At 71.7% G+C, this 24,583-nt stretch carries 22 protein-coding genes and 1 other RNA gene; 19 read left to right on the forward strand and 4 right to left on the reverse strand.

Annotated features, from left to right (window positions below):
- Positions 1–134: 134 nt before the first annotated feature.
- A complete protein-coding gene (ybaK, locus tag ASE87_RS03185) occupies positions 135–638 on the reverse strand; it encodes a Cys-tRNA(Pro) deacylase (RefSeq protein WP_056225844.1) in 504 nt (167 codons plus the stop codon).
- The gene (gene glgX, locus ASE87_RS03190) at positions 635–2,680 is read right to left on the reverse strand and encodes a glycogen debranching protein GlgX (RefSeq protein ID WP_056225845.1); all 2,046 of its coding nucleotides are present in this window, start codon (positions 2,678–2,680) and stop codon (positions 635–637) included. The genes ybaK and glgX overlap by 4 nt, the downstream gene beginning before the upstream one ends.
- Before the next feature lie 78 nt (positions 2,681–2,758).
- Between glgX and ASE87_RS03195 the strand changes: the two genes are divergently transcribed.
- From ASE87_RS03195 to ssrA, 13 genes are all read left to right on the forward strand, one after another.
- A complete protein-coding gene (locus ASE87_RS03195; RefSeq protein ID WP_043593654.1) occupies positions 2,759–3,925 on the forward strand; it encodes a cysteine desulfurase family protein in 1,167 nt (388 codons plus the stop codon).
- 226 nt (positions 3,926–4,151) lie between these two features.
- Positions 4,152–4,907, forward strand: coding sequence for an acyl-CoA dehydrogenase (locus ASE87_RS03200; RefSeq protein WP_235472174.1), 756 nt, complete (start codon positions 4,152–4,154; stop codon positions 4,905–4,907).
- Positions 4,908–4,918: 11 nt separating this feature from the next.
- The gene (locus ASE87_RS03205) at positions 4,919–5,527 is read left to right on the forward strand and encodes a signal peptidase I (RefSeq protein WP_052505125.1); all 609 of its coding nucleotides are present in this window, start codon (positions 4,919–4,921) and stop codon (positions 5,525–5,527) included.
- 8 nt (positions 5,528–5,535) lie between these two features.
- Positions 5,536–6,441, forward strand: a complete 906-nt coding sequence (locus ASE87_RS03210; protein ID WP_043593655.1) for a hypothetical protein — start codon at positions 5,536–5,538, stop codon at positions 6,439–6,441.
- The gene (locus ASE87_RS03215; RefSeq protein ID WP_056225848.1) at positions 6,438–8,261 is read left to right on the forward strand and encodes a choice-of-anchor G family protein; all 1,824 of its coding nucleotides are present in this window, start codon (positions 6,438–6,440) and stop codon (positions 8,259–8,261) included. Before ASE87_RS03210 ends, ASE87_RS03215 begins: the two co-directional genes overlap by 4 nt.
- Before the next feature lie 83 nt (positions 8,262–8,344).
- Complete coding sequence (locus ASE87_RS03220) at positions 8,345–8,947, forward strand: hypothetical protein (protein WP_043593659.1); 603 nt, start codon at positions 8,345–8,347, stop codon at positions 8,945–8,947.
- A 127-nt stretch (positions 8,948–9,074) separates the two neighbouring features.
- Positions 9,075–9,671, forward strand: a complete 597-nt coding sequence (locus ASE87_RS03225) for an RNA polymerase sigma factor (RefSeq protein ID WP_056225851.1) — start codon at positions 9,075–9,077, stop codon at positions 9,669–9,671.
- Positions 9,668–10,534, forward strand: a complete 867-nt coding sequence (locus ASE87_RS03230; RefSeq protein WP_056225854.1) for a hypothetical protein — start codon at positions 9,668–9,670, stop codon at positions 10,532–10,534. The genes ASE87_RS03225 and ASE87_RS03230 overlap by 4 nt, the downstream gene beginning before the upstream one ends.
- A 114-nt stretch (positions 10,535–10,648) precedes the next feature.
- Complete coding sequence (gene prfB / locus ASE87_RS03235) at positions 10,649–11,758, forward strand: peptide chain release factor 2 (protein WP_056225858.1); 1,110 nt, start codon at positions 10,649–10,651, stop codon at positions 11,756–11,758.
- A gap of 103 nt (positions 11,759–11,861) precedes the next feature.
- Positions 11,862–12,605 (forward strand): cell division ATP-binding protein FtsE, encoded by a 744-nt coding sequence (ftsE, locus tag ASE87_RS03240; RefSeq protein WP_043593759.1) that lies wholly within the window; start codon positions 11,862–11,864, stop codon positions 12,603–12,605.
- Complete coding sequence (gene ftsX, locus ASE87_RS03245; RefSeq protein WP_043593665.1) at positions 12,602–13,516, forward strand: permease-like cell division protein FtsX; 915 nt, start codon at positions 12,602–12,604, stop codon at positions 13,514–13,516. Before ftsE ends, ftsX begins: the two co-directional genes overlap by 4 nt.
- Positions 13,517–13,738: 222 nt before the next feature.
- Positions 13,739–14,215 (forward strand): SsrA-binding protein SmpB, encoded by a 477-nt coding sequence (gene smpB / locus ASE87_RS03250; protein WP_055971963.1) that lies wholly within the window; start codon positions 13,739–13,741, stop codon positions 14,213–14,215.
- A gap of 107 nt (positions 14,216–14,322) precedes the next feature.
- Positions 14,323–14,700, forward strand: a transfer-messenger RNA (tmRNA) gene (gene ssrA, locus ASE87_RS15690).
- Positions 14,701–15,006: 306 nt separating this feature from the next.
- Here ssrA and ASE87_RS03255 read toward each other — a convergent pair.
- Together ASE87_RS03255 and ASE87_RS03260 are read right to left on the reverse strand one after the other, a co-directional pair.
- Positions 15,007–16,539 carry a hypothetical protein gene (locus tag ASE87_RS03255; protein ID WP_056225859.1) on the reverse strand — a complete coding sequence of 511 codons (1,533 nt, stop codon included), beginning with the start codon at positions 16,537–16,539 and terminating at the stop codon, positions 15,007–15,009.
- Positions 16,540–16,733: 194 nt separating this feature from the next.
- A complete protein-coding gene (locus tag ASE87_RS03260) occupies positions 16,734–17,618 on the reverse strand; it encodes a LacI family DNA-binding transcriptional regulator (protein ID WP_056225864.1) in 885 nt (294 codons plus the stop codon).
- A gap of 41 nt (positions 17,619–17,659) precedes the next feature.
- Here ASE87_RS03260 and ASE87_RS03265 point away from each other — a divergent pair, with 41 nt between their 5' ends.
- From ASE87_RS03265 to ASE87_RS03290, 6 genes are all read left to right on the forward strand, one after another.
- Positions 17,660–18,919: an ROK family transcriptional regulator gene (locus ASE87_RS03265; protein ID WP_200925436.1), complete on the forward strand. Its 1,260-nt coding sequence runs from the start codon at positions 17,660–17,662 to the stop codon at positions 18,917–18,919.
- A gap of 137 nt (positions 18,920–19,056) precedes the next feature.
- Positions 19,057–20,733 (forward strand): ABC transporter substrate-binding protein, encoded by a 1,677-nt coding sequence (locus tag ASE87_RS03270; RefSeq protein WP_199859016.1) that lies wholly within the window; start codon positions 19,057–19,059, stop codon positions 20,731–20,733.
- A 34-nt stretch (positions 20,734–20,767) separates the two neighbouring features.
- Positions 20,768–21,757: an ABC transporter permease gene (locus tag ASE87_RS03275; RefSeq protein WP_056225867.1), complete on the forward strand. Its 990-nt coding sequence runs from the start codon at positions 20,768–20,770 to the stop codon at positions 21,755–21,757.
- 10 nt (positions 21,758–21,767) lie between these two features.
- Positions 21,768–22,763 (forward strand): ABC transporter permease, encoded by a 996-nt coding sequence (locus ASE87_RS03280; protein WP_082059830.1) that lies wholly within the window; start codon positions 21,768–21,770, stop codon positions 22,761–22,763.
- Positions 22,760–23,677, forward strand: a complete 918-nt coding sequence (locus ASE87_RS03285) for an ABC transporter ATP-binding protein (protein ID WP_056225870.1) — start codon at positions 22,760–22,762, stop codon at positions 23,675–23,677. Before ASE87_RS03280 ends, ASE87_RS03285 begins: the two co-directional genes overlap by 4 nt.
- Positions 23,674–24,489, forward strand: a complete 816-nt coding sequence (locus ASE87_RS03290) for an ABC transporter ATP-binding protein (RefSeq protein ID WP_043593679.1) — start codon at positions 23,674–23,676, stop codon at positions 24,487–24,489. The genes ASE87_RS03285 and ASE87_RS03290 overlap by 4 nt, the downstream gene beginning before the upstream one ends.
- Positions 24,490–24,583: the final 94 nt, after the last annotated feature.

A 24,583-nucleotide genomic window follows, 5' to 3' on the forward strand; every position in this document is an offset into this window, starting at 1 on the left:
GTCACCCGTGCCGCATTCGGCCATCCCGCCACGAGGTCGACATCCCGCCACGATTTCGCGTGGCGGATTGTTCACTTCGTGGCGGCGTGGCGGCGTGGCGGCGTGGCGGCAGATCCGAGGAGGCGCGGCACGGATCAGTCGCGACGGATCGCGGCGTAGGTGCCGCCGGTGGCGCGCACGAGGTCGTCGGGAGCGATCTCGATGTCGAACCCGCGCCTCCCGCCGCTGACGAAGACCGAGGCGAAGGAGGCGGCGCTCGCGTCGACCACGGTCGTCGCGGCGGTCCTCTGGCCCAGCGGGCTGATGCCGCCGACGACGTAGCCCGTGCGACGTTCGACCAGGGCGGGCTCGGCCAGCGAGGCCTTCTTCGCCCCGACGGCGGCCGCGAGCGCCTTGAGGTCGAGTCGGCCCGAGACGGGGGCGACGCCCACGACGAGGGTGCCGTCGGCGTCGACCACGAGGGTCTTGAAGACGCGGTCCACGGACAGGCCGAGCTCGGCGGCGGCCTCCTCGCCGAAGTTCGTCGCCGTGTCGTGGTGCTCGTAGGTGTGGGCCGTGAACGGGATGCCGGCCGCGGTGAGCGCGACGGTGGCCGGCGTGGCGGGGCCGCGCGCGCCTCCTGCGTGTCTTGTGCTCACGGGGCGGACTCGACCGTCGTGGCGCGGAACACCACCACGGTCGGCCCCGAGACGAGCAGGTCGTCACCGGGGGCCGACGCCTGTGGCAGGCTGCGGTCGTCGCTCGACCAGAGCGCCTCGTACGCCGTCACCCCGTCGTGCCGGGGGAGCGTCACCGGGACGGCGGTCTCGGCGGCGTGCACCACGACGAGCACCGTGTTGGGGGCCTCGTGCTCGGGCGTCGAGGCCGCGAGGTACTGCATCGTGCGGACGCCGGGGTCGTTCCACTCGTCGGGACGCATCTCGTCGCCCGAGGCCGAGTGCCACGACATCTCGTTGGCGCTGAGCGTGCAGGCGCCGTCGAGGCCGAACCTCGACGGTCGCAGGGCGGGGTTCTCGGCCCGCAGCCGGGTCAGCGTGGCGACGTCGTCGTGGAGGGCCCGGTGCCAGGGTTCGTCGGACCAGTCGACCCAGGTGAGCTCGCTGTCGGTGCAGTACGCGTTGTTGTTGCCGTGCTGGGTGCGACCGCGTTCGTCGCCCGCGGTCAGCATCGGGATGCCGGCCGACACGAAGAGGGTGGCGAGCAGGTTGCGCATCGACCGGCGGCGGGCGTCCGAGATCCAGGGGTTGACGCTGTCGCCCTCGACGCCGTGGTTGAACGACCGGTTGTCGTCGGTGCCGTCGCGGTTGCCCTCGCCGTTGCTCAGGTTGTGCTTGCCGTCGTACGAGACGAGGTCGAGCAGGGTGAAGCCGTCGTGCGCCGTGACGAAGTTCACGCCCGACAGGGGACCACGCTCGTGGGCGTAGACGTTGCTCGACCCGCTGAGCTTGGAGGCGAAGCTGCCGAGCCCCGACGGGGGAGCGCCCTGCGAGCGGGCGGCGGCGATGTCGGTCAGCCAGAAGTCGCGGGCCCGGTTGCGGAACCGGTCGTTCCACTCGATCCAGCCGTCGGGGAAGGCACCGGTCTGCCAGCCGCCCAGGCCGACGTCCCACGGCTCGGCGATCATCTTCACGCCCTCGAGGGCGGGGTCGTCGACGATCGCGTGCAGCAGGGGGTGCTCGGGGTCGAAGACGTGGTCCGCGCCGCGACCGAGGGTGGCGGCGAGGTCGAAGCGGAACCCGTCGATCTGCACCTCGTCGGCCCAGTACCGCAGGGAGTCGAGCACGAGCCGCGAGGCGGCCGGCGTGCTCGTGTCGAGCGAGTTGCCGCACCCCGTGACGTCGACCGGCCGTCCCTCGGCGTCGTGCCGGTAGTAGGCCGACCCGTCGAGACCGCGCAGGCTCGTGATCGGGCCGCCGACCTCGCCCTCTTCGGCGGTGTGGTTGTAGACCACGTCGAGGTAGACCTCGATGCCGGCCTCGTGCAGCAGGCGCACCATGCCCTTGAACTCGCGCAGGACCGCCGAGGCGCCGGCCAGCTGCGCGTCGCGGCTCGCGTAGGCGGCGTGCGGGGCGAAATAGCCGAGGGTGTTGTAACCCCAGTAGTTCTCGATGCCCTGTGCGACGAGGCGCTGCTCGTCGACGTGTTGGTGCACCGGCAGCAGCTGCACGGCCGTGACGCCGAGGCCCGTCAGGTAGGCGATGGTCGACTCGGCGGCGAGGCCGGCGTAGCTGCCCCGCAGCTCTTCGGGCACGAACGGGGCCAGCCGGGTCAGGCCGCGGACGTGCGCCTCGTAGACGACCACCCGGTCGAGCGGCGTGCGGGGCTTCGCCACCCCGCCCCAGTCAAACGACTCGTCGACGACGGTCGACTGCCACGTGCCGCGTCCGGTGCGACCGAGGCCGCGTGCGTACGGGTCGAGCAGCTCGAGCGACGGGTCGAAGGCGTTGCCGCCCCCGGCGGGACCGTCGGCGCGCAGCCAGTAGCGACGCCCCGGGGTGAGGGCGCCGTCGGTGGCGCTCCACACGTCGTGCTCGTCGCGCACCATCGGGACGACACGGTCGTGCGGGGCGTCGTCGATCACGACGTCGACGCGGGACGCCGACGCCGACCAGACGCGCAGCGTCGGCCCGTCGGGGCCGGGACGGATGCCGAGATCGCGCAGGGGGTCGGGGTCGGTCACGCGTTTACAGTAGAGGAGGCGCGTGTCGGCCCCGAAATCATCGAGCGTCACCGCCCCACCCAGCCTGAGGACCCGAACATGAGCGTCTACCTCGACCACGCGGCCACCACGCCGATGCACCCGGCGGCCATCGCCGCCTACGCCGAGGCGCTCGGCACGGTCGGCAACCCCTCGTCCATCCACTCGGCCGGCCAGAACGCCAAGCGCGTCCTCGAGGAGGCCCGCGAACGCGTCGCCGCGACCCTCGGCTGCGACCCGATCGAGGTCGTCTTCACCTCGGGCGGCACCGAGGCGGTCAACCTCGCGATCAAGGGACTCTGGTGGGCGAGGCAGTCCGACCGACCGCGCCCGCGCCTCCTCGTCCCCGCCGGCGAGCACCACGCCACCGTCGACACCGTCGAGTGGCTCGAACGGTACGAGGGCGCCGTCGTCACCTGGCTGCCGCTCGACGAACAGGGTCGGCTGCGCGTCGACGCCCTCGCCGCGGCCCTCGACGAGCACGACGACGTCGCCCTCGTCAGCCTGCTCTGGGCCAACAACGAGGTCGGCACGATGCAGCCCGTCGACGAGGTCGTGGCGCTCGCCGCGGCCCACGGGGTCCCGGTGCACTCGGACGCCGTCGCGGCCTACGGGCAGGTGCCGATCGACTTCGCGGCCTCCGGGCTCGCGGCGCTCAGCGTCAGCGCCCACAAGATCGGCGGACCCATCGGCATCGGTGCGCTCGTGCTGTCGCGATCGGCGACCGTCGTGCCCCTGATCCACGGCGGCGGACAGCAGCGGCAGGTGCGCTCGGGCACGCAGGACGCCCCGGCCGCCGTCGCCTTCGCCGTCGCGGCCGAGCAGCCGCACGGGGCCTACGAGCCGTTGCGTGACCGACTGATCGCCGGGGTGCTGGCGTCGGTGCCCGGGGCGGTGCTGCGGGGCGACCCCGTCGACCGGCTGCCCGGCAACGCCCACTTCACCTTCGACGGGTGCGAGGGTGACTCGCTGCTGTTCCTGCTCGACGCCGCCGGCGTCAGCGTCTCGACCGGGTCGGCCTGCCAGGCCGGCATCCCCGAGCCGTCGCACGTGCTGCTCGGCATGGGCCTGCCCGCGGACGCGGCCCGCGGCGCGCTGCGCATGACGATCGGGCACACGAGCACCGACGCCGACGTCGACGCGCTGCTCGCGGCGCTGCCGACGGCCGTCGCGCGCGCCACGACGGCCGGCTACGCCGATCGGGCCCCGGTGCTCGGCGCCCGCTGATCCGACGCCGGGACGGCGTCCTCTGTGGCGCCCCCCGAACGGGTGGGTTGTCGCCCCCGCGCGGGGGTGGTGTACTCGTCGTCAACACACGTGAGCACGTCTCACCGGCCGGGCCCCACCATCCCGCGCCGCCGCCGCATCCCGGCACGCCGCCCGCTCACCACGGGCGTCCATGGCACCACCCGAGCGCCGCCCTCACCAGGCTGCGCGGATCAGGAGCACCACCATGCCGCAGCACAGCCCTGCCTCCGACGCCCCTCGCGACGACGCCTCCCTCGACGACGTGGCGACGCTCGACCGGGCCACGCCGAGACCACGGCGCCTCCGCAAGATCGCGGCGCTCGCCGCCGGCGGTGCCCTCGTCGTCGGCGGCCTCGGTTACACGGTCGCCGCCTGGACCGACAGCGAATGGGTCTACGCCGGCGACGGTTCCGGGGGCCCCGGCATCGGCACGGGCACCTTCGAGGTGCAGCAGAGCGTCACGTCGCCCTACACGGCGGGCTTCGCCGACTTCGAGGCCAACCCCGGCCAGGCCATGCTCTTCACCCCGGGCTCCCAGACCCTGAGCCCCGGCGAGAGCGTCTACGCCGGCGTCGCCCTCCGCACGACCGCGACGACGACCGTCCCGGCCGACGTCCAGGTCCGGGCCGCCGTCCCCGCGACGGGCGTGACCGTCGCCGACGCCGGGGGTTCGCTCTTCTCCGCGCTGACGGTCCGCGTGGCCACCGTCGCGGTCTCCGGCACGGGAGCCGCCCCGACCTGCACCGCCGCCGCCTTCACCGCGCCGACGACCATCGGCACGGGTCCGCTCGCCTCGACGGGTGCCACGGCGCCGCAGCGCCTCGCCGCCGGGTCGGCCAGCACGCAGTTCTACTGCTTCGAGGTGACCCTGCCGCAGAGTGCCGCGACGGCCGCGTCCACGGCCCTTCAGGGCCGCACGGTCGCCCCGGCGTGGGAGTTCGCCTCGACCAGCGTCGAGTGACGGGCCGACCGATGGTCGACATCGAGACCCGGCCCCGAGCGGAACGCGGGGCCTCCGGGGTCGAGCCGCGCCGGGCGGACCGACGTGAGCGCCGTCGCCGTCGGCCGCGCCGTCGTGCGGTCGAGGTCGCGAGCACCGTCCTGCTGTCGGTGGTCGGCCTCGTCGGTGCGATCTGCCTTCTGTGGCTCGCCGTCTCGACGGTCCTCGGCCTGTCGCTCGTGGTCGTCCTGACCGGTTCGATGAGTCCCACCGTGCCCGCGGGCGGTGCCGTCGTCACGCGGCCGATCGCCGCGGTCGACGTGCGGCCCGGCGACGTGGTCACGGTGCCCCGGCCCGGCTTCGAGGTCCCGGTGACCCACCGCGTGGTCTCGACGAGTGCCGTGCCCGGGGACGCCGCCGCGCGATCCCTCGTGCTGCGGGGCGACGCCAACGACACCGACGACCGCGATCCCTACGTCGTGCGCGACGCCCGGATCGTCGTCGCCTCGGCCCCGGGCCTCGGCTTCGTCCTGACGACGATGTCGACCCCGCCGGCGCGAGGCCTCGCGGTCGCCGTCGTCGGTGCCGCCGTCGTGCTGGCCTTCTGGCCGACGCGACGCGGCGCGGCCCGTCGAGGGTGAGGACGACCGTGGACCCGGCGACCGGTGCGGACCGCGGGACCGCCACCCGCGGGCGCCGCGCCGCGCCGACGCTGCTGGCCGTCGTGGGGACGGCCGCGTTCGTGCTCGGCGGTGCCCTCACCGTCCAGGCCGGCACCGCCCGGGCCCTCGAGCCCGTGCCCGAGACCGGCCTCGACGGCCACCTCGTGCTGGCCGACGAACTGGTCGGCACCGAGGACATCGCCCCCGCGGCCCCGGGGCGCTGGCAGATCGCGACCGACGTCACCACCGGCGACCGGGTGGCCCTCGGCCTCGAGCTGGTCAGCTCGGGCTCGCTCGTCGACGACGAGGCCGGACTGACGTTGGGGGTCGAGACCTGCGACGTCGAGTGGCAGCAGGTCGAGACGACGCCGCTGTGCGCGACCGGGGCGCGGACCGTGACCGCCCCGACCCGCGCCTCCTCGTTCGTCGACGGCAGCCCCTCGTGGCCGGTGCGTTCGGTCGGCAGCACGGGCCGGGTCTTCGTGCTCGTCAGCCTCGGTCTCGCCGGAGGACGTTCGGCGGACGACACCTCCTCCATGGGTCGGACCGCCCGCGTGGGCGTCGGCATCACGGCGACGGCCCTGGACCCCGTCGAGACGCTCCCGGCCGAGCCCGTTCCCGAACCCACCGTCACCGCCACCCCCGGTGACCCGGCGGAGCCCGGGCCCGACGCGACGGACGAGGCGGCACCCGGCCCCGCGATCGACGGCTCGGACGACGGACGCCCCGGCGACGGACGCCCCGTCGGCGTGACCCTCAGCGGTGTGGCCGCCCCGCGCTCCCTCGCCTTCACCGGAGGCCTCTCGCTCGGCCCGGCGATCGCGGGTGCCGGCGCCCTGCTCGTCGGCCTCGCGTTGCACCTCCGGGGACGACGCCGGGCGGTGACGTCGTGACCGGCACGCACGTCGGGCGTCGACGCCCGACGGGTGCCGGCCGTCTGGTCGCGGCGCTCACCGCGCGCCGGGCCGTCGTCGCCGTCGCGGCCGTCGTCGCCGTCGTGGGCGCCGTCATCGTGCCCCCGCCGCCCGTGACGACCGCCGCCTGGACCGACTCCGAGCGCGCGTACGGGCTCGTCGGCACCTCGAAGTTCACCTGCGGCACCGACACCGGCTACGCGGCCGCCGCGTCCAGCCGGTTCGTGCGCGGCAGCCTGGCCGGCACCGACCTCGACACCGTCGCGGCCGTGCGCGGGGCGGACCTGACGCGCACCCGATCCGGCGTCGTCACCGCGGTGCCGACGTCGCCCGCGCCGACCACGGACGCCGGAGGCACGACGACGTTCCGCAATCCCCTCTCGGCGAGCGCGGGGTCGGGTCTCGTCGGCCTCGACCTGGCCGGGCTCGGCACGAACCTGCCGGCGGGATCGGCCGGGGCGCTGAACCAGTTCACGCGGGTCGCCCCGACCGGCACGGCGGTCGCCGCCTCGGGGTTGGTGAGCGATTCGGGCGGTCTCGGCGTGACGTCGACGACCCCGGCGTCGGCCCTGCCCGGCCCGGCCCGTGTCGGCCTCACCTCGGTGCTGCCCGCCTCGACCGCCCTCGACCGGGCCGACCTGACCGTGGGGGCGGTGGCGTCGACGGCGACCCTCGACGGGTGTCGGGCCCTCGAGAGCCGCATCTGGGGCGACGGCAGCGTGACGGGCGTGACCCGCGACTACGGCGTCGCCGGTCTCGCGCTCGAACTGCGCAGCCCGGCGGTGGCGGGGCTGTCCGGCCAGGTGTCGAGCACGGTCACGAGCCTGAACACGGCCGCCGCCGGGTTGACGGGCGTCAACGGCACGATCTCGAGGAGCATCCGGGACGGCGTGCTCGCCACCGTCAACGGCCTGACGAACCTGCTCAGCCTGGGCGGGGTCTCGGGTTCGGTCACCCTCACCGGCCTGAACCTGCAGTCGGCCGTCGACCCGGTGCTCGCAGGGTCGGTCACGAGCACGGACGGCACGGTCACCATCACCCCGTCGACCGGCGTGGTGTCGGTCGACCTGGCCAAGCTGGTCGGCCAGCCCGGCGGTCTGAACGGGCTCGCCCCGAACACCGAGCTCGTGCTGAGCGCGGCGGCGATGGCCTCGATCACGACCACGGTCGGGTCGATGCTCGACGGCCTCACCCAGCGGGTCGTGGCGGCGCTGCAGTCCGCCGTGTCGGCGGCACAGCTGTCGGTGGCGTTGACGGTGACGCTGAGGGCGGCGGTGCTCGGCGTGCCCGTCGACGTGCTGGCCGTCGACGTCACGATGGGCGGATCGCTCGGGCAGCTTCTCGCGTCCCCGTCGACCGCGACGGCCAAGGTCGACACGCGGGTGCTGAGCGGGGCGCTCTCCACCCTGCTCGGCAGTCTGCTCAACCCGCTGCTGTCGGCGCTCGTGGGGTCGGCCGGGTCGCTGCTCGCGTCCGTGGCCACGCTCGTCCGGGGTGCCCTCGTCACCCCGATCACGACCCTGGGCACCACGCTCTCGACCACGCTCGCCCCGGTCGTCACCGCGGTGGGCACCCTGACCACCCGTCTGCCGTCCGTGCTGTCGCTGCGCGTCAACCTGCGCCCCGACCAGGCCGGCTACCCCGGGGGCGTCGTGACCACCGCGCCGGCCGACAAGTGGTCGACCAGCCCGTACCAGGTGGGGGCGCTGCGGGTGGCCCTGTCGGCCGGTGCGACGACGGTCACCTCGATCGACTTCGCGACCTCCCGCGTCGGCCCCGTCAGCACCCTGCCCCGGTAGTCGCCGCGCCGGCCACGGCGACGGCGTCGACCCGAGGAGGCGCGGGTCGGGCCGCGCAGGCCCCCTCGCGTCAGACTGGGCCCATGCAGCTCTACTCGGCCTCGCCCCTCGTCCGTACCCGCCAGGTGACCGGAGACGTGGTCGCGATCGGCCTCGTCGTCCTCTTCGTCGTGCTCGGGGTGAGCATCGCGTCCTTCATCGGCTCGTTCGCCGACCTCGGCAGGCAGCTCGAGGAGGCGGGGGCCGGCTTCCAGGGCACGATGCAGGACGCGTCGCGCGCGCTCGAGGGGTTGCCCTTGGTCGGCGGCGCCGCCAGCGCACCGTTCGACGGGGCCAGCGGCGCCGGACAGTCCCTGGCCGACGCCGGACGGCAGCAGCAGGAGGGTGTCGCCCGGGCGGCACTGGTCGCCGGACTCGTCGTGGCCGGGGTGCCGAGCCTCGTGGTGCTGTGGGTCTGGCTGCGCGGGCGGATCGCGTTCGTGCGCCGCGCCTCCTCGGTCCGTTCGCTGCTCGCCCTGCCGGGCGGCGAAGACCTGCTCGCGCTGCGGGCCCTGACCGGCCGCGACGCCAAGGCCGCTCTCGCCGTGTCGCCCGACCCCGTCGCGGCCTGGCGTGCGGGGGAGCCCGCGGTCGTCCGCCGTCTCGCCGACGTGGCCCTGCGCGAAGCGGGCGTCGCCCGGCGCTGACCGGCGCCGGCCGGTGCCGCACCGGGGGAACGGGACGAGGGAACCTTTCTGGCCGATCGGATATGTAGGGGAAGCGGCAACGGATCAGAGGGGACGTCGACATGACGACGAGAAGCGAGCGCGACGGATGACGGCGACGGGGGACGACGAGGTCTGGGCCCGGGCGGTCGACGGGGACGCGGCCGCCTTCGGGGCCGTCTTCGACCGCCACCAGGACCGGGTGCACGGTCACGCCCTGAGGTTGTGCCGTCACCGGCACGACGCCGAGGACGTCACGGCCGTGGTGTTCCTCGAGGCATGGCGCCGTCGGGACGCGGTCCGCGTCGTCGACGGCTCGGTCCTCGCGTGGTTGCTGGTGACGACGGGCCACGTCGCCCAGAACCTCGCGAGGTCCATCCGTCGCCATCGTCTCGCCCTGGCCTCCCTGCCGCCGCACCCCGTCGTCGACGATCCCGCCGACGGCGTCGCGGCGCGACTCGACGTCGTCGATCGGGACCGGCGGCTGCGCCTCGCCCTCGACGGCCTCGCGAAGGCCGATCGTGACGTCCTCGGGCTCTGCGTGCTCGAGGAGTTCCCGATGGCGACCGCGGCCGAGGCGCTCGGCGTGCCGGTCGGCACGGTCAAGTCCCGACTGTCGCGGGCCAAGGCGCGACTCGCGCGAGCGATGTCGGCCTCCGAGCCGTCCACCGAACGACCCGTCACCCTGAACGGAGAGACCCGATGAGCGACGCACCGAACATCCGTCCCGACGACCAGCACGGTCGGCCCGACCGGCCCGGCCTCGATCCTGATCGTGCCGAGGCCATCCGCGGCCTCCTGACCGAGACCGTCGAGCGCGAACCCGAACGCGTCCGTTCGACCCGTCGCCGCCGGGTCGTCCTGCTGTCGGTGGCCGGGGTGGCCGCCGTGGCGCTCGCCGTCGGGGGCGTCGCGCTCGCCGGGGGTGGCCCCCTGCCGTCGGGAAACGGTGAAGCGGCCCCCACCTCGCTCCCGTCCGATCGACCCGAGGACGATCCCGGCACGTCGCCCGGTGTCGTCGAACCGGCCGGGACGCCGTCGGCGACACCGGTCCCGCCACCGGCACCGGTGGTGGACGATCCGACGGCCCCGTCGACCTGGGTCGTGTCCACCGATCGGATCGGGCCGCTGGTCCTCGGCGGCCGGCTCGAGGAGCAGGCCGCCCGGCTCACCACCTTCGACCGGCACCCGGACGACGGCTACGGCTGCCCGGCGTCGTTCTTCTCGGACGGCCGGGGACTGAGTCTCGCCGTCTCGCGCGGGTCGTCTCCGGACGCGACCGAGATCGCGACCGTCTCCGCCGACCCGACGTTGGACGACCCGGCCGCCCTCGCGAGCGCCACCCCCCGGACCGCGTCCGGCATCGGGCTCGGCGACGACGAAGCGACACTGCTCGCCGCCTACCCGGATGCCGAACTCACGCTCGACCACCACGAGAGCTACGGGACGCAGTACGCCGTCGCGGGCGACGACGGACAGTACCTCGTCTTCGTGGTGGGGACCTCCGACCGGATCACCGACATGAGCGTGGGCACGACGCGCATCGCCCCGCCCGAGTACTGCGGATGAGACGCGACCTCACCCTGTCGTCGGGAGGCGCGGGGCGGGTGGCGCGAGGCGGGCGGCGGGCGGCGCGGGGCACGGGCAGGCCCGGCCCACCCGGGCCGGGTAAGCTCGGGGACCATGATCGCACTGGATTTCTCTGAGCAGATTGCCGCCCTCCGGGCCACGTTCGAAGACATCCGTGCGGTGATCGGGCAAGACCGTCTCGTCGCCGAGATCGCCGAGCTCAGCGAGCAGGCCTCGGCCCCCGACCTGTGGGACGACACCGACAACGCCCAGAAGATCACCAGCGCCCTCAGCCACCGGCAGTCCGAGCTCGAGAAGCTCGAGACCACCGAGGCGCGGCTCGACGACCTCGTGGTGCTCGTCGAGATGGCGAACGACGGCGACGACCAAGAGAGCGCCGACGAGGCGCAGGCCGAGCTCAAGGCGTTGCAGAAGATGATGGACGTCCTCGAGGTGCAGACCCTGCTCGACGGCGAGTACGACCCGCGCCCGGCCGTCATCACGATCCGCGCCGGGGCCGGTGGCGTCGACGCCGCCGACTTCGCCGAGATGCTGTTGCGCATGTACCTGCGCTACGCCGAGAAGCACGGCATGTCCGCCACGGTGATGGACACCAGCTACGCCGAAGAGGCCGGCATCAAGAGCGCCACCTTCGAGATCGACGCCCCGTACGCGTTCGGCACGCTCAGCGTCGAGGCCGGCACGCACCGGCTCGTGCGCATGAGCCCGTTCGGTGCCGCCGGCAAGCGTCAGACCAGCTTCGCCGCGGTCGAGGTCATCCCGCTGATGGAAGAGACCGAGTCGATCGACATCCCCGAGAACGACATCCGCGTCGACGTGTTCCGGTCGTCGGGCCCCGGCGGTCAGAGCGTCAACACGACCGACTCGGCCGTCCGCCTGACGCACATCCCCACCGGCACCGTCGTCTCGATGCAGAACGAGAAGAGCCAGATCCAGAACCGGGCCGCCGCCATGCGCGTGCTGCAGTCGCGCCTCCTGCTGCTGCAGAAAGAGGCCGAGAACGCCAAGAAGAAAGAGCTGGCCGGCAACATCACGGCCAGCTGGGGCGACCAGATCCGCAGCTACGTGCTGGCGCCGTACCAGATGGTCAAAGACCTCCGCAGCGAGCACGAGGTCAACAACCCCTCGAACGTGTTCGACGGTGACCTCGACGGCTTCATCTCGGCGGGCATCCGCTGGCGCAAGCGCGACGACCAGGACTGACCAGGCGTCGCCGGCCCGGCGGCTCCCAGCACATCCATAGCCGCCTCGCCGCAGCGAGTCGCTGCGATGATCGTCGCGGACCGCGCTTAGGGTGATCCCCGTCATGATTCGGTTTGATGAAGTCACCAAGGTCTACGTCGGCAACCCCCGACCCGCGCTGAACGCCGTCACCCTCGAGATCCTCAAGGGCGAGTTCGTGTTCCTCGTCGGGGCGAGTGGCTCCGGCAAGTCGAGCTTCCTGCGGCTCGTGCTGAAGGAAGAGAAGCCGTCGCAGGGGCAGATCCACGTCCTCGGCCAGCGTCTCGGCACCCTCTCGAGCCGCAAGGTCCCGTACTTCCGGCGCAACCTCGGGGTCGTGTTCCAGGACTTCCGGCTGCTGCCGCAGAAGAACGTCTTCGACAACGTCGCGTTCAGCCTGCAGGTCATCGGCAAGAGCAAGGGCTTCATCCAGGAGGCCGTCCCCGACGTCCTCAAGATGGTCGGCCTGGTCGGCAAGCAGCACCGTCTGCCGCACGAGCTGTCGGGTGGCGAGCAGCAGCGCGTCGCGATCGCCCGCGCCATCGTCAACAAGCCGGCGATCCTGCTGGCCGACGAGCCCACCGGAAACCTCGACCCCTCGACGAGCGCCGGCATCATGACCCTGCTCGAGCGCATCAACGCCGGTGGCACGACGGTCATCATGGCGACGCACGACGCCGGCATCGTCGACCAGATGCAGCGCCGGGTCATCGAGCTCAGTGCGGGCAACATCCTCCGCGACGAGCGTCACGGTGGTTACCAGACCCAGGCGGTGCCCATCCAGGCCATCGGGGTCGAGGACCTCAGCACGAGAGGAGCCGACGCATGAGACTGGGACTCGTCATGAGCGAGGTCGGCAGCGGCCTCCGTCGCAACGCCTCGATGGTCGTCTCGGTCGTGCTCGTCACGTTCATCTCGCTGACCTTCGTCGGCACCGCGGCCCTCCTGCAGATGCAGATCACTCAGATGAAGGGCTACTGGTACGACAAGGCCCAGGTCGCCGTCTACCTCTGCACCGACACCGACACGACCGGCAACTGCACCGGCGCGATGGCGACGAAGGACCAGATCGACGGCGTCCGCGCCCAGCTCGACAGCGACGTGCTGACGCCCTACGTCGACAAGTTCTACTTCGAGGACCAGACCCAGGCCTACGACCGCTTCAAGCAGCAGTTCGCCGACAGCCCGGCGACCGAGTTCGTGCAGCCCGCCTACCTCAACGAGACCTTCTGGGTGAACCTGAAGGACCCGACGCAGTCCGACGTCCTCACCGAGAGCCTGTCGAGCCTGGCCGGCGTCCAGAGCGTGGTCGACCAGCGCGGGTACCTCGATCCGATCTTCGCGGTGTTGAACGCCGCGAGCTACACGGCCATCGGCATCGCCTCGCTGATGCTCATCGCGGCCGTGCTGCTGATCGCCACGACCATCCGGTTGAGCGCGTTCAGCCGGCGACGAGAACTCGGCATCATGCGCCTGGTCGGTGCGTCCAACCGGTTCATCCAGACGCCGTTCATCCTCGAGGGGGTGATCGCGGCCCTCGTGGGATCGTTGCTCGCGGGAGGGGCGATCATCGCGATCGTGAACTTCTTCGTGAAGGGCTACCTGGCGGTGACCTTCCAGGGCACGCCGTTCATCGGCCTGCGCGACGCCGCCCTCGTCGTGCCGATCGTCATCGTCGTCGGCATCCTGCTCGCGGCCCTCAGCGCGAACGTCGCCATCAGGCGCTACCTCAAGGTCTAGAAGCCGGCCACGTGAAGGAGGCGCGGTGCCCGTCAGTCGGGCACCGCGCCTCCCGCGGTGGAGCTGCGAGAATCGCGAAGCGATTCCGCGACCCCAGCGCCGAGGGAGCCTGCGACCGAGGGTCGGCATCAGGTGAGGAGAGGCTTTTGTCGTTCGACGTCTCCTGTATACTGAACGGCTGCCTGTCGGCAGCACCCCCACCCGAACGACCAGGAGGCCAGCGTGGCGAAAGAACGCGGTGAGAAGGTCGTGGCCACGAACCGCCGCGCCCGCCACGACTACACGATCGACACCACCTACGAGGCGGGCATCGTGTTGAGCGGCACCGAGGTCAAGTCGTTGCGACAGGGTCGTGCGTCACTGGTCGACGGGTACGCCTTCGTCGACGCCGGCGAGGCGTGGCTCGACGCGGTGCACATCCCCGAGTACACCGAGGGCACCTGGAACAACCACGCGCCCCGGCGCAAGCGCAAGCTGCTGTTGCACCGCCACGAGATCGACAAGATCGGGCAGAAGACCAAAGAGGGCGGCTTCACGGTCGTGCCGCTCAAGATCTACTTCAGCGACGGCCGGGCCAAGGTCGAGATCGCCCTCGCCAAGGGCAAGCGCGAGTACGACAAGCGCCAGACCCTGCGCGAGCGCACGGCGACCCGCGAGGCCCAGTCGGCGATGTCGGCGCGCAAGCACCTGGGGGAGTGACCGACCGGTCGTCACCGGTGGCGCGAAGGCGCCCGACGACGTAGACTGATGGGCCGCACGGAAACGTGCGTTGGTAATTCAAGAGCGTGTGACGACGGCCCCCTCATGGGGATGATCGGTTTCGACATCGCCTGTGTGCGAACGAGAAGCGGGCCGAGGATCCAGGGTTATCTCGTAAACGATCTCTGGAAAACAATAAGTGCCAATAACAAGCGCACTGACTTCGCTCTCGCTGCGTAAGCAGTAGAGCCACATGGAGTCCGTCAGTCTGGTGACCGCCTTCTAACCAGATCCTGACGTCATTTAGATGGCTTGCTGTGTGACTACGCCTGGGGGTCACACGGGACTTGCACTCGGGCTGGGCTCGTCGACCTAGAAGCCAGTAACAAAGGTCGGAGCCGAGCAGAACGCCTCATCTGGCTACGCCCGTAGAATGCGTGCAATCTCAGCGATGGACGGGGGTTCAATTCCCCCCATCTCCACCATCGGTCGTCGTCACACCCTCTCGAACACGAACGCCCCCACCTGATCAGGTGGGGGCGTTCGTGCGTCCGCGGCCTGACGTTCCGCGCCTGCGCCTGCGCCTACGCGCGCCGGCACCGTGTCGCTCATGTCGCACCACCGATGTGGTGTCGAACCACGCACATGGATGGTTCGACACCACATCGGTGGTGCGACCGCGACTGCGACTGCGACTGCGGGTGCGGCCGCGACTGCGGGTGCGGCCGGACGCGAAACGGCCCCCGTCACTGCCGAAGCAGTGCCGGGGGCCGTCCTCGTGATGCGGGTGGTTACTCGGCGGGCGTCTCGGCGACGGCGAGCTTCGCACGGCGACGGGCCGCGATCAGCAGCAGCGCACCGGCGAGCAGCGCGGCCGCGCCGATGCCGGCGGCCGTCTCGGTGCCTTCCGAACCCGTGTAGGCGAGGCCCGTGGGCGTCGTCGGGGTGGCGGCGGTGACGACCGCGGGGACGACGGTGAAGTCGACCGGGTCACCGAAGGCGACGGCCGTGGCCTCGCCCGCGGCGTTCAACGCGAACGAGAACGGCGCGATCGTGTAGGCGCCGGGACGGACGCCCGTGACCGTCGAGGTCCAGTTGCCGGCGGCGTCGACCACGATGGTGCTCTCGGCCTGGGCCTCCTCGAACGGGCCCGACGAGGCGGGCTGGCCGCCCTGTGCGTAGAGCACGAAGGCGACGCGGGCGCCGGGGGTGCCGGTGCCGGTGACGGTCAGCGTCGAGCCGACGACGGCCTGGCCGGCGGCGGGCGAGGTGACGACCGGTGCCGCGAAGGGGGCGACGGCCGCGGCCTCGAGGGTGAAGTCGACCGGGGTCGAGTCGTCGGAGACGACGGGGAGGCCGTTCTCGTCGACGACGGGCTGCCCGGCGGCGTCGAGCTGGACCTGGAAGGCGACGGCCGAGTAGTCCCCGGGTGCGAGGGCCAGGGTGACGTCCCAGTCACCGTTCTCGTCGACGACGATGCGCGCGGCCGGGTCGTCGGCCAGCGTGTTCACGTCGTCGGCAGGCGTCGGGGCGACGAGGAGGCCGATGTCGGCGCCGGGGGTGCCGGTGCCTTCGAAGGTGACCTCGGAACCGGTGACGGTCGAGTCCTGCGCGGGCGCGGTGATGACCGGCGCGGGCAGGGCGACCGGCGTGGTCGGAGGCGTGACGACGGCGGGGAGGACCACGGGCAGGACGACCTGGCCGCGGCCGCTGCCGCCGAGGACCTGGTCGACCGTGATGGTCTGCTCCGGGGCGGCGTCGGCCGGGAAGGTGACCGAGCCGGTCCAGGTGCGGTTCGCGTCGACGATGATCTGGCCGACGACGGAGTCACCGGCGGACGGGGTCAGGTTGACCGACGCGGTCGGGATGCCGGTGCCGGTCACCTCGACGGTGCGGGTCGCGGTCGTGGCTCCGGCTTCGGGGCTCGTGACGTCGAGGTTGGGCAGGAAGAAGTCGACGGCCGCGGTCTCGTCCGCTTCGTCGGGGAACGACTCGACGACGAACACGGACTGCGCGGGAGTCGCGTCGTCGGCGTAGGGCGTCAGCGCGGCGGTGTAGGCGCCGGACGTGGCGTCGGCGTCCGCGGTCCCGAGGGAGGTCGTCGCCGTCGAGTCGGTGAAGACCTCGATGGCTGCTCCGGGGGTGGCGCTGCCGGCGACGGAGACGGTGCGGCTGTTCGTGGTGGTGCCGGTGGCCGGGCTCGAGACGACCAGGTCGCCCTGGGCGGCCTGTGCGGCGGTGGTCGAGAGGAGGGCCCCTCCGAGGGCGAGCGTGACGACGGCCGGGACGGCCACCGCACGGCGCCAAGAGAACTTGGTGATCACGTGGTGAGTGCTTTCTTGATCGGTGGTGCAAGCGTCATCGCTTGTCCGCCCACGGCCCAGTGCCGGGTGAGACACGCAGCACGGATCAGGTTCCCCGTGCTCGTCGAACCTATCCGGAACCTGAGAGAACCCCACCGATCTGTCCGGAATGCGAAGGATGAATGTCGAGTCACCCTCGAATCACCCGGGTGAGGTCAGATCGGCGCCGGGCCCGACGACCCCCGCCGCACGAGTGACGCGGGCGGCGCCTCGACCGACGCCACGCCCTCGCCCGCCAACACGGCGAGCAGCATGCCGGCCGCCACCTCGCCGATGCGCTGCACGTCGTGGCTGACCGCCGACAGCGACGGTGTCGACAACTGGCACTGCGAGGAGTCGTCCCAGGCGACGAGCGTCAGCCGGGTCGGCACCTCGACCCCGAGGCGCTGCGCCGCGGCGAGGCCGCCGAGCGCCATCTGGTCGTTGTCGAAGACGACGGCCGTCGGCGGCATCGGCTCCGAGAGCAGACGCGAGAGGGCGGCCGCGCCGGCGTCCCACGAGTAGTCGCCCTCGATCGTCCGGACGACGGACGAGGAGGCGCGACTCGCGGCGACCAGCGCCTCCTGCCTCACCTGCGTGTGCAGCAGCGCCGCCGGGCCCGACACGTGCGCCAGCCGACGGTGTCCGTCCGCGACGAGCGCGGCCACCGTGTCGCGCATGGCGACGCCGTCGCCGGTCCAGACGGCGGGCAGGTCGCCCGAGAGCGCGGGGTCGCCGAGCACGACCGCGGGCAGGCCGAGCTCGCGCAGCAGGGCGGGGCGGGGGTCGTCGTCGGTGAGGTCGACCAGCACCACCGCGCCGAAGTCGCCCGAGGTCGCCCACCGCCGGTAGGCCGCCAGTTCGGCGTCGCGATCGGCGAGGGCCTGCAGCAACAGGGTGTGGCCCCGGGGACGCAGCACGCGTTCGATGCCGGCGATGAGTTCGTGGTAGAACGGCTCCGCCCCCAAGATCTCGCCGGGGCGGACGAGGGCGAGACCGACACGACGGCGGTCGCCCGGCCCGGCAGGGGTCACCCGGGTGTCGACGATCGAGTCGGTCATGCGCCCGAACCTACAGCCCCCGACAGGTCGGAGCGACGCCCGTGGTGACCCGCGACCCCGATCCGACCGCGCCTCGGCCCGCCCCGTACCCGCTGCCCACGACGCAGTCCCCGGCGCAGCCCGCACCGCAGACGAGCCGCGAACTCGTCGTCGACCTCGTGCGGTCGTCGGGTCCGATCAGCCGGGTCGAGCTCGCGCAGGCCAGCGGGTTGACGCAGGCGTCGATCTCGACGATCGTCCGGCGGCTGCTCGACGAGGGCCTCGTCCGCGAGACCGGTCGGGCGGCGTCGACGGGCGGCAAGCCCCGCACCATGGTCGAGATCAACCCGCGGGCCGTCTACGGCATGGGCGTGCAGATCGGTGCGGACTCGCTCACCTACGTCGTCACCGACATGCGCGGGGGAGTCGTCGGCCGCCTGCAGGTCGACGCCGGACCGGCCGCGTCCGACGACGTCACGGCGGCCGCTGTCCGCGTCGTGGACGGCTTCCACGACGTCGTCGGCAGCCTCGGACTCGCGAGCGGGGCGGTGGCCGGCCTGGCCGTCGTCGGCCCGCGGGCGACCCTCGCGCACGGTGTCCGCACGGGCCCGCGCTCCACCGAGAGCGCTCTCCACGCCGGGCTGCACGCCGCGCTGGCCCTGCGCCTCGGCCTGCCCGTCATCGTCGACAACGACGCGGCGGCCGCGGCGCTCGGCGAGTTCTGGAGTCGCCAGGTGCCGCGCTCCGAGACGTTCGCCTGCGTGTACCTCGGCACGGGGGTCGGTTCGGGCATCGTGCTCGACGGGGCGCTGCACCGCGGCGCGAGTTCGGGCGCCGGCGAGCTCGGCCACGTCTCGATCGACCTCGACGGTGAGCCCTGCTACTGCGGCAACCGCGGCTGCCTCGAGCTCGCCGCCTCGCCGGGGGCCGTCGTGGCCCGGGCGCACCGCGACGCCGCCGCGTTCGACGACCTCGGCCTGACCTGGGCTCCGGGCGGGGTCGAGGGGGACTTCGACCTGCTCGCGCGGGCCGCGATCGCCGGTCACGTCGCGGCCGACGCCCTGGTCACCCGGGCGGCCGGGCAACTCGCCGCGGGCGTCGTCACCCTCGCCAACCTGCTCGACCTCGACCGCGTCGTCCTGAGCGGCCCCGGGGTCGCGGTCGCCGGCTCGATCTACGCCCGCGCGGCCGTCGAAGCCCTGGCCCGCACGGCGTTCTCGCGGGGCGTCCACACGACACGGGTCGAGGTCTCGACCGACCCGCGCGACGCGGCCGCGATCGGCGCGGCCGCCCTCGTCGTGCAACGCGCCATCTCGCGCTGACCCCGCGGCGCGGTGCGGCAGGAGGCGCAGGTCACGATCCCGACACGGGCTCACGACTTTCTTGACTCGCTTACGTAAGTCGTCTAAGAAAGACCCCGGGACCAGGCGACGGCGCCTGGCCAGACGAAGGGTCGACGATGCCTCTCTCCATGACCAACCGCCGACGGGTCGGGTTCGGTGCGATCGCACTCGCGACCGCCGCGGGCCTGGCGCTCACCGGCTGCACCGCCTCGAGCGGAGGCGACGAAGGCGGGATCACCGCCAACACGGGCCCCGCGGGCGACCTCACCGCCAACTTCAACCCGTTCTCGGCCACGGCCGACAGCACCTCGCAGGGCCTGCTCTACGAGCAGCTCTTCTACTACAACGTCCTCACGGGCGCCGACCCCAAGCCGATGCTGGGTGAGGACTACGAGTGGAACGACGACGGCACCGAGCTGACGGTCGACCTGCGCACCGGCGTGCAGTGGAGCGACGGCGAGGACTTCACGGCCGACGACGTCGCGTACACGTTCCAGACGATGCTCGACAAGCCCGAGCTGAACCGCGTCGGCTTCGAGGGCACCGTCGAGGCCACGGACGACGACACGGTGGTCTTCACGTTCGACGACACCTCGTTCGTCAAGGGCCCCGACATCCTCGGCCAGGCCGCGATCGTGCCCGAGCACGTCTTCTCGAAGCTGTCCGACATCGCCACCGACCCGGTCGAGAAGCCGATCGGCACCGGCCCGTACATGCTCGACACCTTCACCCCGCAGAGCTACGTCTACAAGGCGAACCCGAACTACTGGCAGTCGGGCAAGCCCGAGGTCAAGAGCATCCGCTACATCGCCCTGGCGAACAACACGTCGGCCACCGACGCGATCGTCGGCGGCGACCTCGACTGGTCGAGCATCTTCATCCCCGAGGCCGACAAGGTGCTCGGCAGCAACCCCGACGTCAGCTACGTCGCCACCCCGCTGCAGCAGATCACGTTGATGACCTGCTCGAACGCCGACCTCGGCTGCACCGGCCCGCAGACCGACCCGGCCGTGCGCCAGGCGATCTACAAGGCGATGAACCGCGACCAGCTGAACGACCTGGCCTTCTCGGGCACGAACAAGCAGATCTCGCCGACCTTCATGACCCTCGGTCGTGACGACGACTACATCAGCCCCGACGTCGAGAAGGAGACGCCGATGACGGCCGACACCGAGGGCGCCGACGCGCTGCTGCAGTCGGCCGGCTACGCGAAGGGCTCGGACGGCATCTACGCCAAGGACGGCCAGAAGCTGCAGCTCGAGATCCAGGTCGTCACGGGCTACTCGGACTACATCGCGGCGATCGACGCCATGGCCGAGCAGCTGCGCGCGGTCGGCATCGAGATCACGCAGAGCGCCAAGTCGTACAACGAGTGGGTCGCCGCCCGCAACAACGGGCAGTTCCAGCTGACGATGGACTCGCTCGGCCAGGGCCCCTCGACCGACCCGTACTACCTCTACAACGGCAACTTCGACTCGACGACGACCTCGCCGGTGGGCGAGCAGGCGATCAACAACTTCGCCCGTTACTCGAACCCGACCGTCGACGCCGCGATCGTCGCGGCCGAGCAGACGGACGACGTCGCGGCGAAGACCGAGCAGTACTTCACGATCCAGAAGGAGATCGTGAAGGACATGCCCTACATCCCCGTGCTGCTGCAGTCGACGCTGACCGAGTTCAACAGCGCGAAGGTGACCGGTTGGCCCACCGGCGACGACGACACCGAGAACTTCCCGGCGACGTGGAAGACCTGGGACAACGCCCAGACCGTCCTGAACCTGAAGCTCAAGTGATCGTGGTCGGAACCGAGAAGGTCAGGAGGCGCGGGTGAGGTACGTCGCCCAGAAGGTCGGCTTCTACGCGGTCGCGTTGTTCGCGGCGCTGACGCTGAACTTCTTCATCCCGCGGTTGCTGCCCGGTGACCCGGTGGACATCCTGCTGGCCAAGATGCAGCAGAAGGGACCGGTCAGCGAGGCGACCGTGACCAGCCTGCGCCTCCTTCTCGGTTCCGACTCGGACGAACCGCTGTTCTCGCAGTACGTGCAGTACCTCGGCAACCTGGCCCGGGGGGACCTCGGCATCTCGGTGTCGTACTTCCCGGCCGGGGTGTCGACCATCATCGGCCAGGCCATCCCGTGGACGATCGCCCTGATCGGCATCGCGACGATCTTGTCGTTCGTCTTCGGGGTGGGCCTCGGCACCCTCGCCGGGTGGAAGCGCGGCTCGGTGCTCGACAACTTCATCCCCGTGACGACGATGTTCCAGGCGGTGCCGTACTTCTGGCTCGCGCTCATCCTGTTGTACGTGTTCGGCAGCATCCTGCGGGTGTTCCCGCTGTCGGGCGGTTACAACGTCTACGAGGCGACGCCGGGGCTCAACTGGACGTTCGTCCAGAGCGCGGTGCTCTACGGCACGCTGCCGGCGCTGACGATCATCATCTCGTCGGTCGGCGGCTGGCTGCTCGGCATGCGCAACATGATGGTGTCGACCCTCAGCGAGGACTACATCGTCACCGCCGAGGCCAAGGGCCTGTCGCCGATGCGCATCCGTCAGTCGTACGCGGCCCGCAACGCCGTGCTGCCGCAGTTCGCGGGCTTCGCGATCTCGCTCGGGTTCGTCGTCTCGGGCTCGATCGTGACCGAGCAGGTGTTCTCGTACCCGGGCATCGGCAACGCGCTCTTCACGGCGACGCAGAACAACGACTACGCGCTGATGCAGGGCATCTTCCTGGTCATCACCCTCGCCGTGCTGGGGACGAACTTCATCGTCGACCTGATGTACGGCTTCATCGACCCGCGCACGCGCGCCAAGCGTTAGGACGACGAGCATGTCCACGATCGACCTCGGCCAGCTCGCCGACCCGAACTCGCCCACCGGTGACAGCGGCGCGGGCGCCGGCCGGAAGGGCCTCACGCGGGTCTTCCCGCACGTGACGCCCAAGCTCTGGGTGGGGGCCGGCATGATCGCCGCCATCGCCCTGTTCGGCCTGGTCTTCCCGTTCGTCGTCCAGAACCCGCAGGCCATCAGCGACGTCGGCCTGAGCGCCCCGAGCGGTGACCACCTGCTCGGCACCACGCAGACCGGGCAGGACGTCTTCGCCCAGCTCGCCTACGCGACTCGCGGCTCGCTGCTGATCGGGGTGCTGGTCGGCGTCGTCGCGATGGCGCTCGCCATCGTCTTCGGCGTCATCGGCACCTACGTCGGCGGGTTCGTCGACGAGGCGTTCTCGTTGTTCTCGAACGTCGTGCTGGTCATCCCCGGCCTGCCGCTCGCGATCATCGTGTCGAGCTACGTGCCGCAGAAGGGCCTCGTGGTGATCGCCTTCGTGATCGTCATCACGAGCTGGGCGGCCAGCGCCCGAGTGCTGCGCGCCATCACGCTGAGCCTGCGGTCGCGCGACTACGTCGCCGCGTCGCGGGTGTCGGGCGAGAAGACCTGGCGCATCGTCGCCGTCGAGATCCTGCCCAACGTGCTGCCGGTGCTCGCGAGCCAGTTCTTGTTCGCGGTGATCTTCGCGATCCTCGCCGAGGCGGGTCTGTCGTTCCTGGGGCTCGGCGTCTCGGGACAGTTCACCTGGGGCTCGATGCTGTACTTCGCCCAGAACGGCCTCGCGCTGCGACTCGGCGCCTGGTGGTGGTTCGTTCCGCCGGGGCTGATGATCGCCCTGCTCGGTTGCGCGCTGTCGCTGATGAACTTCGCCATCGACGAGATCATCAACCCGAAGCTGCGCGACCAGACCCGGGCCGGCGTCAGCCGGGCCGACCGCAAGCGACTGGCGCGGGCCGAGGCCGCCGCCGGCACCACCGAGGGGGCCACCGCATGAGCACCGTCCTGACCGTCGAGGACTTCAGCGTCGACTACGCCGTCGAGCACCCCGTCCACGCCGTCAAGAACGTCAGCTTCGAGCTGGCCCGGGGCGAGATCCTCGGGCTGGCGGGGGAGTCGGGCTGCGGCAAGACGACGCTCGCCTACGGCATCAACCGGCTGCTCAAGTCGCCGGCCGTCATCACCGGCGGGCGGGTGGTCTTCCACGACTCCGAGGGGGCCGACATCCTGCTGCCCGAGCTCGACGACAAGGCGCTGCGGGCGTTCCGCTGGGACAAGCTGTCGATGGTGTTCCAAGGGGCGATGAACGCGCTCAACCCGGTCACGACGATCCAGGCACAGCTCGAGGACGTCTTCAAGACCCACCGGCCGTACTGGAAGAAGGCCGACCGCGTCGAGCGGGCGGGCAAGCTGCTCGAGACCGTCGGGGTCGACCGCAGCCGGCTCAAGTCGTACCCGCACGAGCTGTCGGGCGGCATGCGCCAGCGCGTGATGATCGCGATGGCGCTCGCCCTCGGCCCGCAGATGATGATCATGGACGAACCGACGACCGCCCTCGACGTCGTGGTGCAGCGCGAGATCCTGCGCGAGATCAGGCGGTTGCGCGACGAGCTCGGCTTCGCGGTGATCTTCATCACGCACGACCTGCCGCTGCTGCTCGAGATCAGCGACCGCATCGCCGTGATGCGCGCGGGCGAGATCGTCGAGATCGGCGAGTCCACCGAGCTCTACACGAACCCGCAGCACGAGTACACGAAGAAGCTGCTCGGGTCGTTCCCGAGCCTGACCGGCGACCGCGGGGCTTTCATCCGCAGCGGGGTCGACGAGACGGCCGGGGGCGACGCGACCCGCGCCTCCTCGGGGCACGAGCAGGCGACGTCCGTCGCCACGAGCACAGGAGGCGCGGCGTGAGCACGCTCGAGTTCCGCAACGTCGTCAAGGACTACCGGGTGCGCGGGGGACGGGGTGAGAAGGGTCGCCTCCGCGCGGTGGACGACGTCAGCTTCACGCTCGAGGCCGGCAAGACGGTCGCACTGGTCGGGGAGAGCGGCAGCGGCAAGTCGACGATCGCCAAGATGCTGCTGCAGCTGGAGCGGCCGACGAGCGGGTCGATCGTGCTCGACGGCGCGGTCGCGCCCCGGCACGGTGACGCCCTGCGGCGCTACCGCAGCGACGTGCAGATGGTGTTCCAGGACCCGTTCGCGTCGCTCAACCCGTTCCACTCGATCGGGCACCACCTGGCGCGGCCGCTGTTGCTGCACGGCAAGGCGACGCGGTCGACGGTCGACGAGAAGGTGCGCGAGCTGCTCGGGCGGGTCCAGCTCGGTCCGGCCGCCGACGTCGCCGCGCGTCGACCGCACGAGCTGTCGGGCGGGCAGCGGCAGCGCGTGGCGATCGCCAGGGCACTGGCTCCCGAGCCGCGCATCCTGATCGCGGACGAGCCCGTGTCGATGCTCGACGTGTCGATCCGGCTCGGGGTGCTCAACCTGCTGGCCGAACTGCAGCGGCAAGAAGACCTGGGCGTGCTCTACATCACGCACGACCTGGCGACGGCCCGCCACTTCTCGGACGAGATCCTCGTGATGTACAAGGGGCAGGTGGTCGAGCGGGGGACCCCGGACGACGTCATCCTGAACCCGCAGCACCCGTACACGCAGCAGCTCGCCGAGGCCGCGCCCGACCCCGAGAAGCGCATCGCCGAGCGGCGCGCCGCCCGCGCCTGACCGGCGCCGCGCCTCCTGCCGTCCGTCTCCTCACCCGCCGTGACGCCGACGAACCACGTTCCGTGCCATGAACCACGAACCTTCGTGGTTCATG

This window comes from Frigoribacterium sp. Leaf44 (assembly GCF_001421865.1).
Classification (GTDB): domain Bacteria; phylum Actinomycetota; class Actinomycetes; order Actinomycetales; family Microbacteriaceae; genus Frigoribacterium.

What these genes read in the sequence shown, in the direction of transcription:
- ASE87_RS03200 (WP_235472174.1), top strand. Translation starts at nt 4,152, where the DNA reads ATGCCGCAGCACAGCCCTGCCTCCGACGCCCCTCGCGACGACGCCTCC.
- ASE87_RS03270 (WP_199859016.1), top strand. Translation starts at nt 19,057, where the DNA reads ATGCCTCTCTCCATGACCAACCGCCGACGGGTCGGGTTCGGTGCGATC.
- ASE87_RS03220 (WP_043593659.1), top strand. Translation starts at nt 8,345, where the DNA reads ATGCAGCTCTACTCGGCCTCGCCCCTCGTCCGTACCCGCCAGGTGACC.
- ftsE (WP_043593759.1), top strand. Translation starts at nt 11,862, where the DNA reads ATGATTCGGTTTGATGAAGTCACCAAGGTCTACGTCGGCAACCCCCGA.
- prfB (WP_056225858.1), top strand. Translation starts at nt 10,649, where the DNA reads ATGATCGCACTGGATTTCTCTGAGCAGATTGCCGCCCTCCGGGCCACG.
- ASE87_RS03280 (WP_082059830.1), top strand. Translation starts at nt 21,768, where the DNA reads ATGTCCACGATCGACCTCGGCCAGCTCGCCGACCCGAACTCGCCCACC.
- ASE87_RS03230 (WP_056225854.1), top strand. Translation starts at nt 9,668, where the DNA reads ATGAGCGACGCACCGAACATCCGTCCCGACGACCAGCACGGTCGGCCC.
- ASE87_RS03260 (WP_056225864.1), bottom strand. Translation starts at nt 17,618, where the DNA reads ATGACCGACTCGATCGTCGACACCCGGGTGACCCCTGCCGGGCCGGGC.
- ASE87_RS03205 (WP_052505125.1), top strand. Translation starts at nt 4,919, where the DNA reads ATGGTCGACATCGAGACCCGGCCCCGAGCGGAACGCGGGGCCTCCGGG.
- ASE87_RS03195 (WP_043593654.1), top strand. Translation starts at nt 2,759, where the DNA reads ATGAGCGTCTACCTCGACCACGCGGCCACCACGCCGATGCACCCGGCG.
- ASE87_RS03225 (WP_056225851.1), top strand. Translation starts at nt 9,075, where the DNA reads ATGACGGCGACGGGGGACGACGAGGTCTGGGCCCGGGCGGTCGACGGG.
- ASE87_RS03285 (WP_056225870.1), top strand. Translation starts at nt 22,760, where the DNA reads ATGAGCACCGTCCTGACCGTCGAGGACTTCAGCGTCGACTACGCCGTC.
- ftsX (WP_043593665.1), top strand. Translation starts at nt 12,602, where the DNA reads ATGAGACTGGGACTCGTCATGAGCGAGGTCGGCAGCGGCCTCCGTCGC.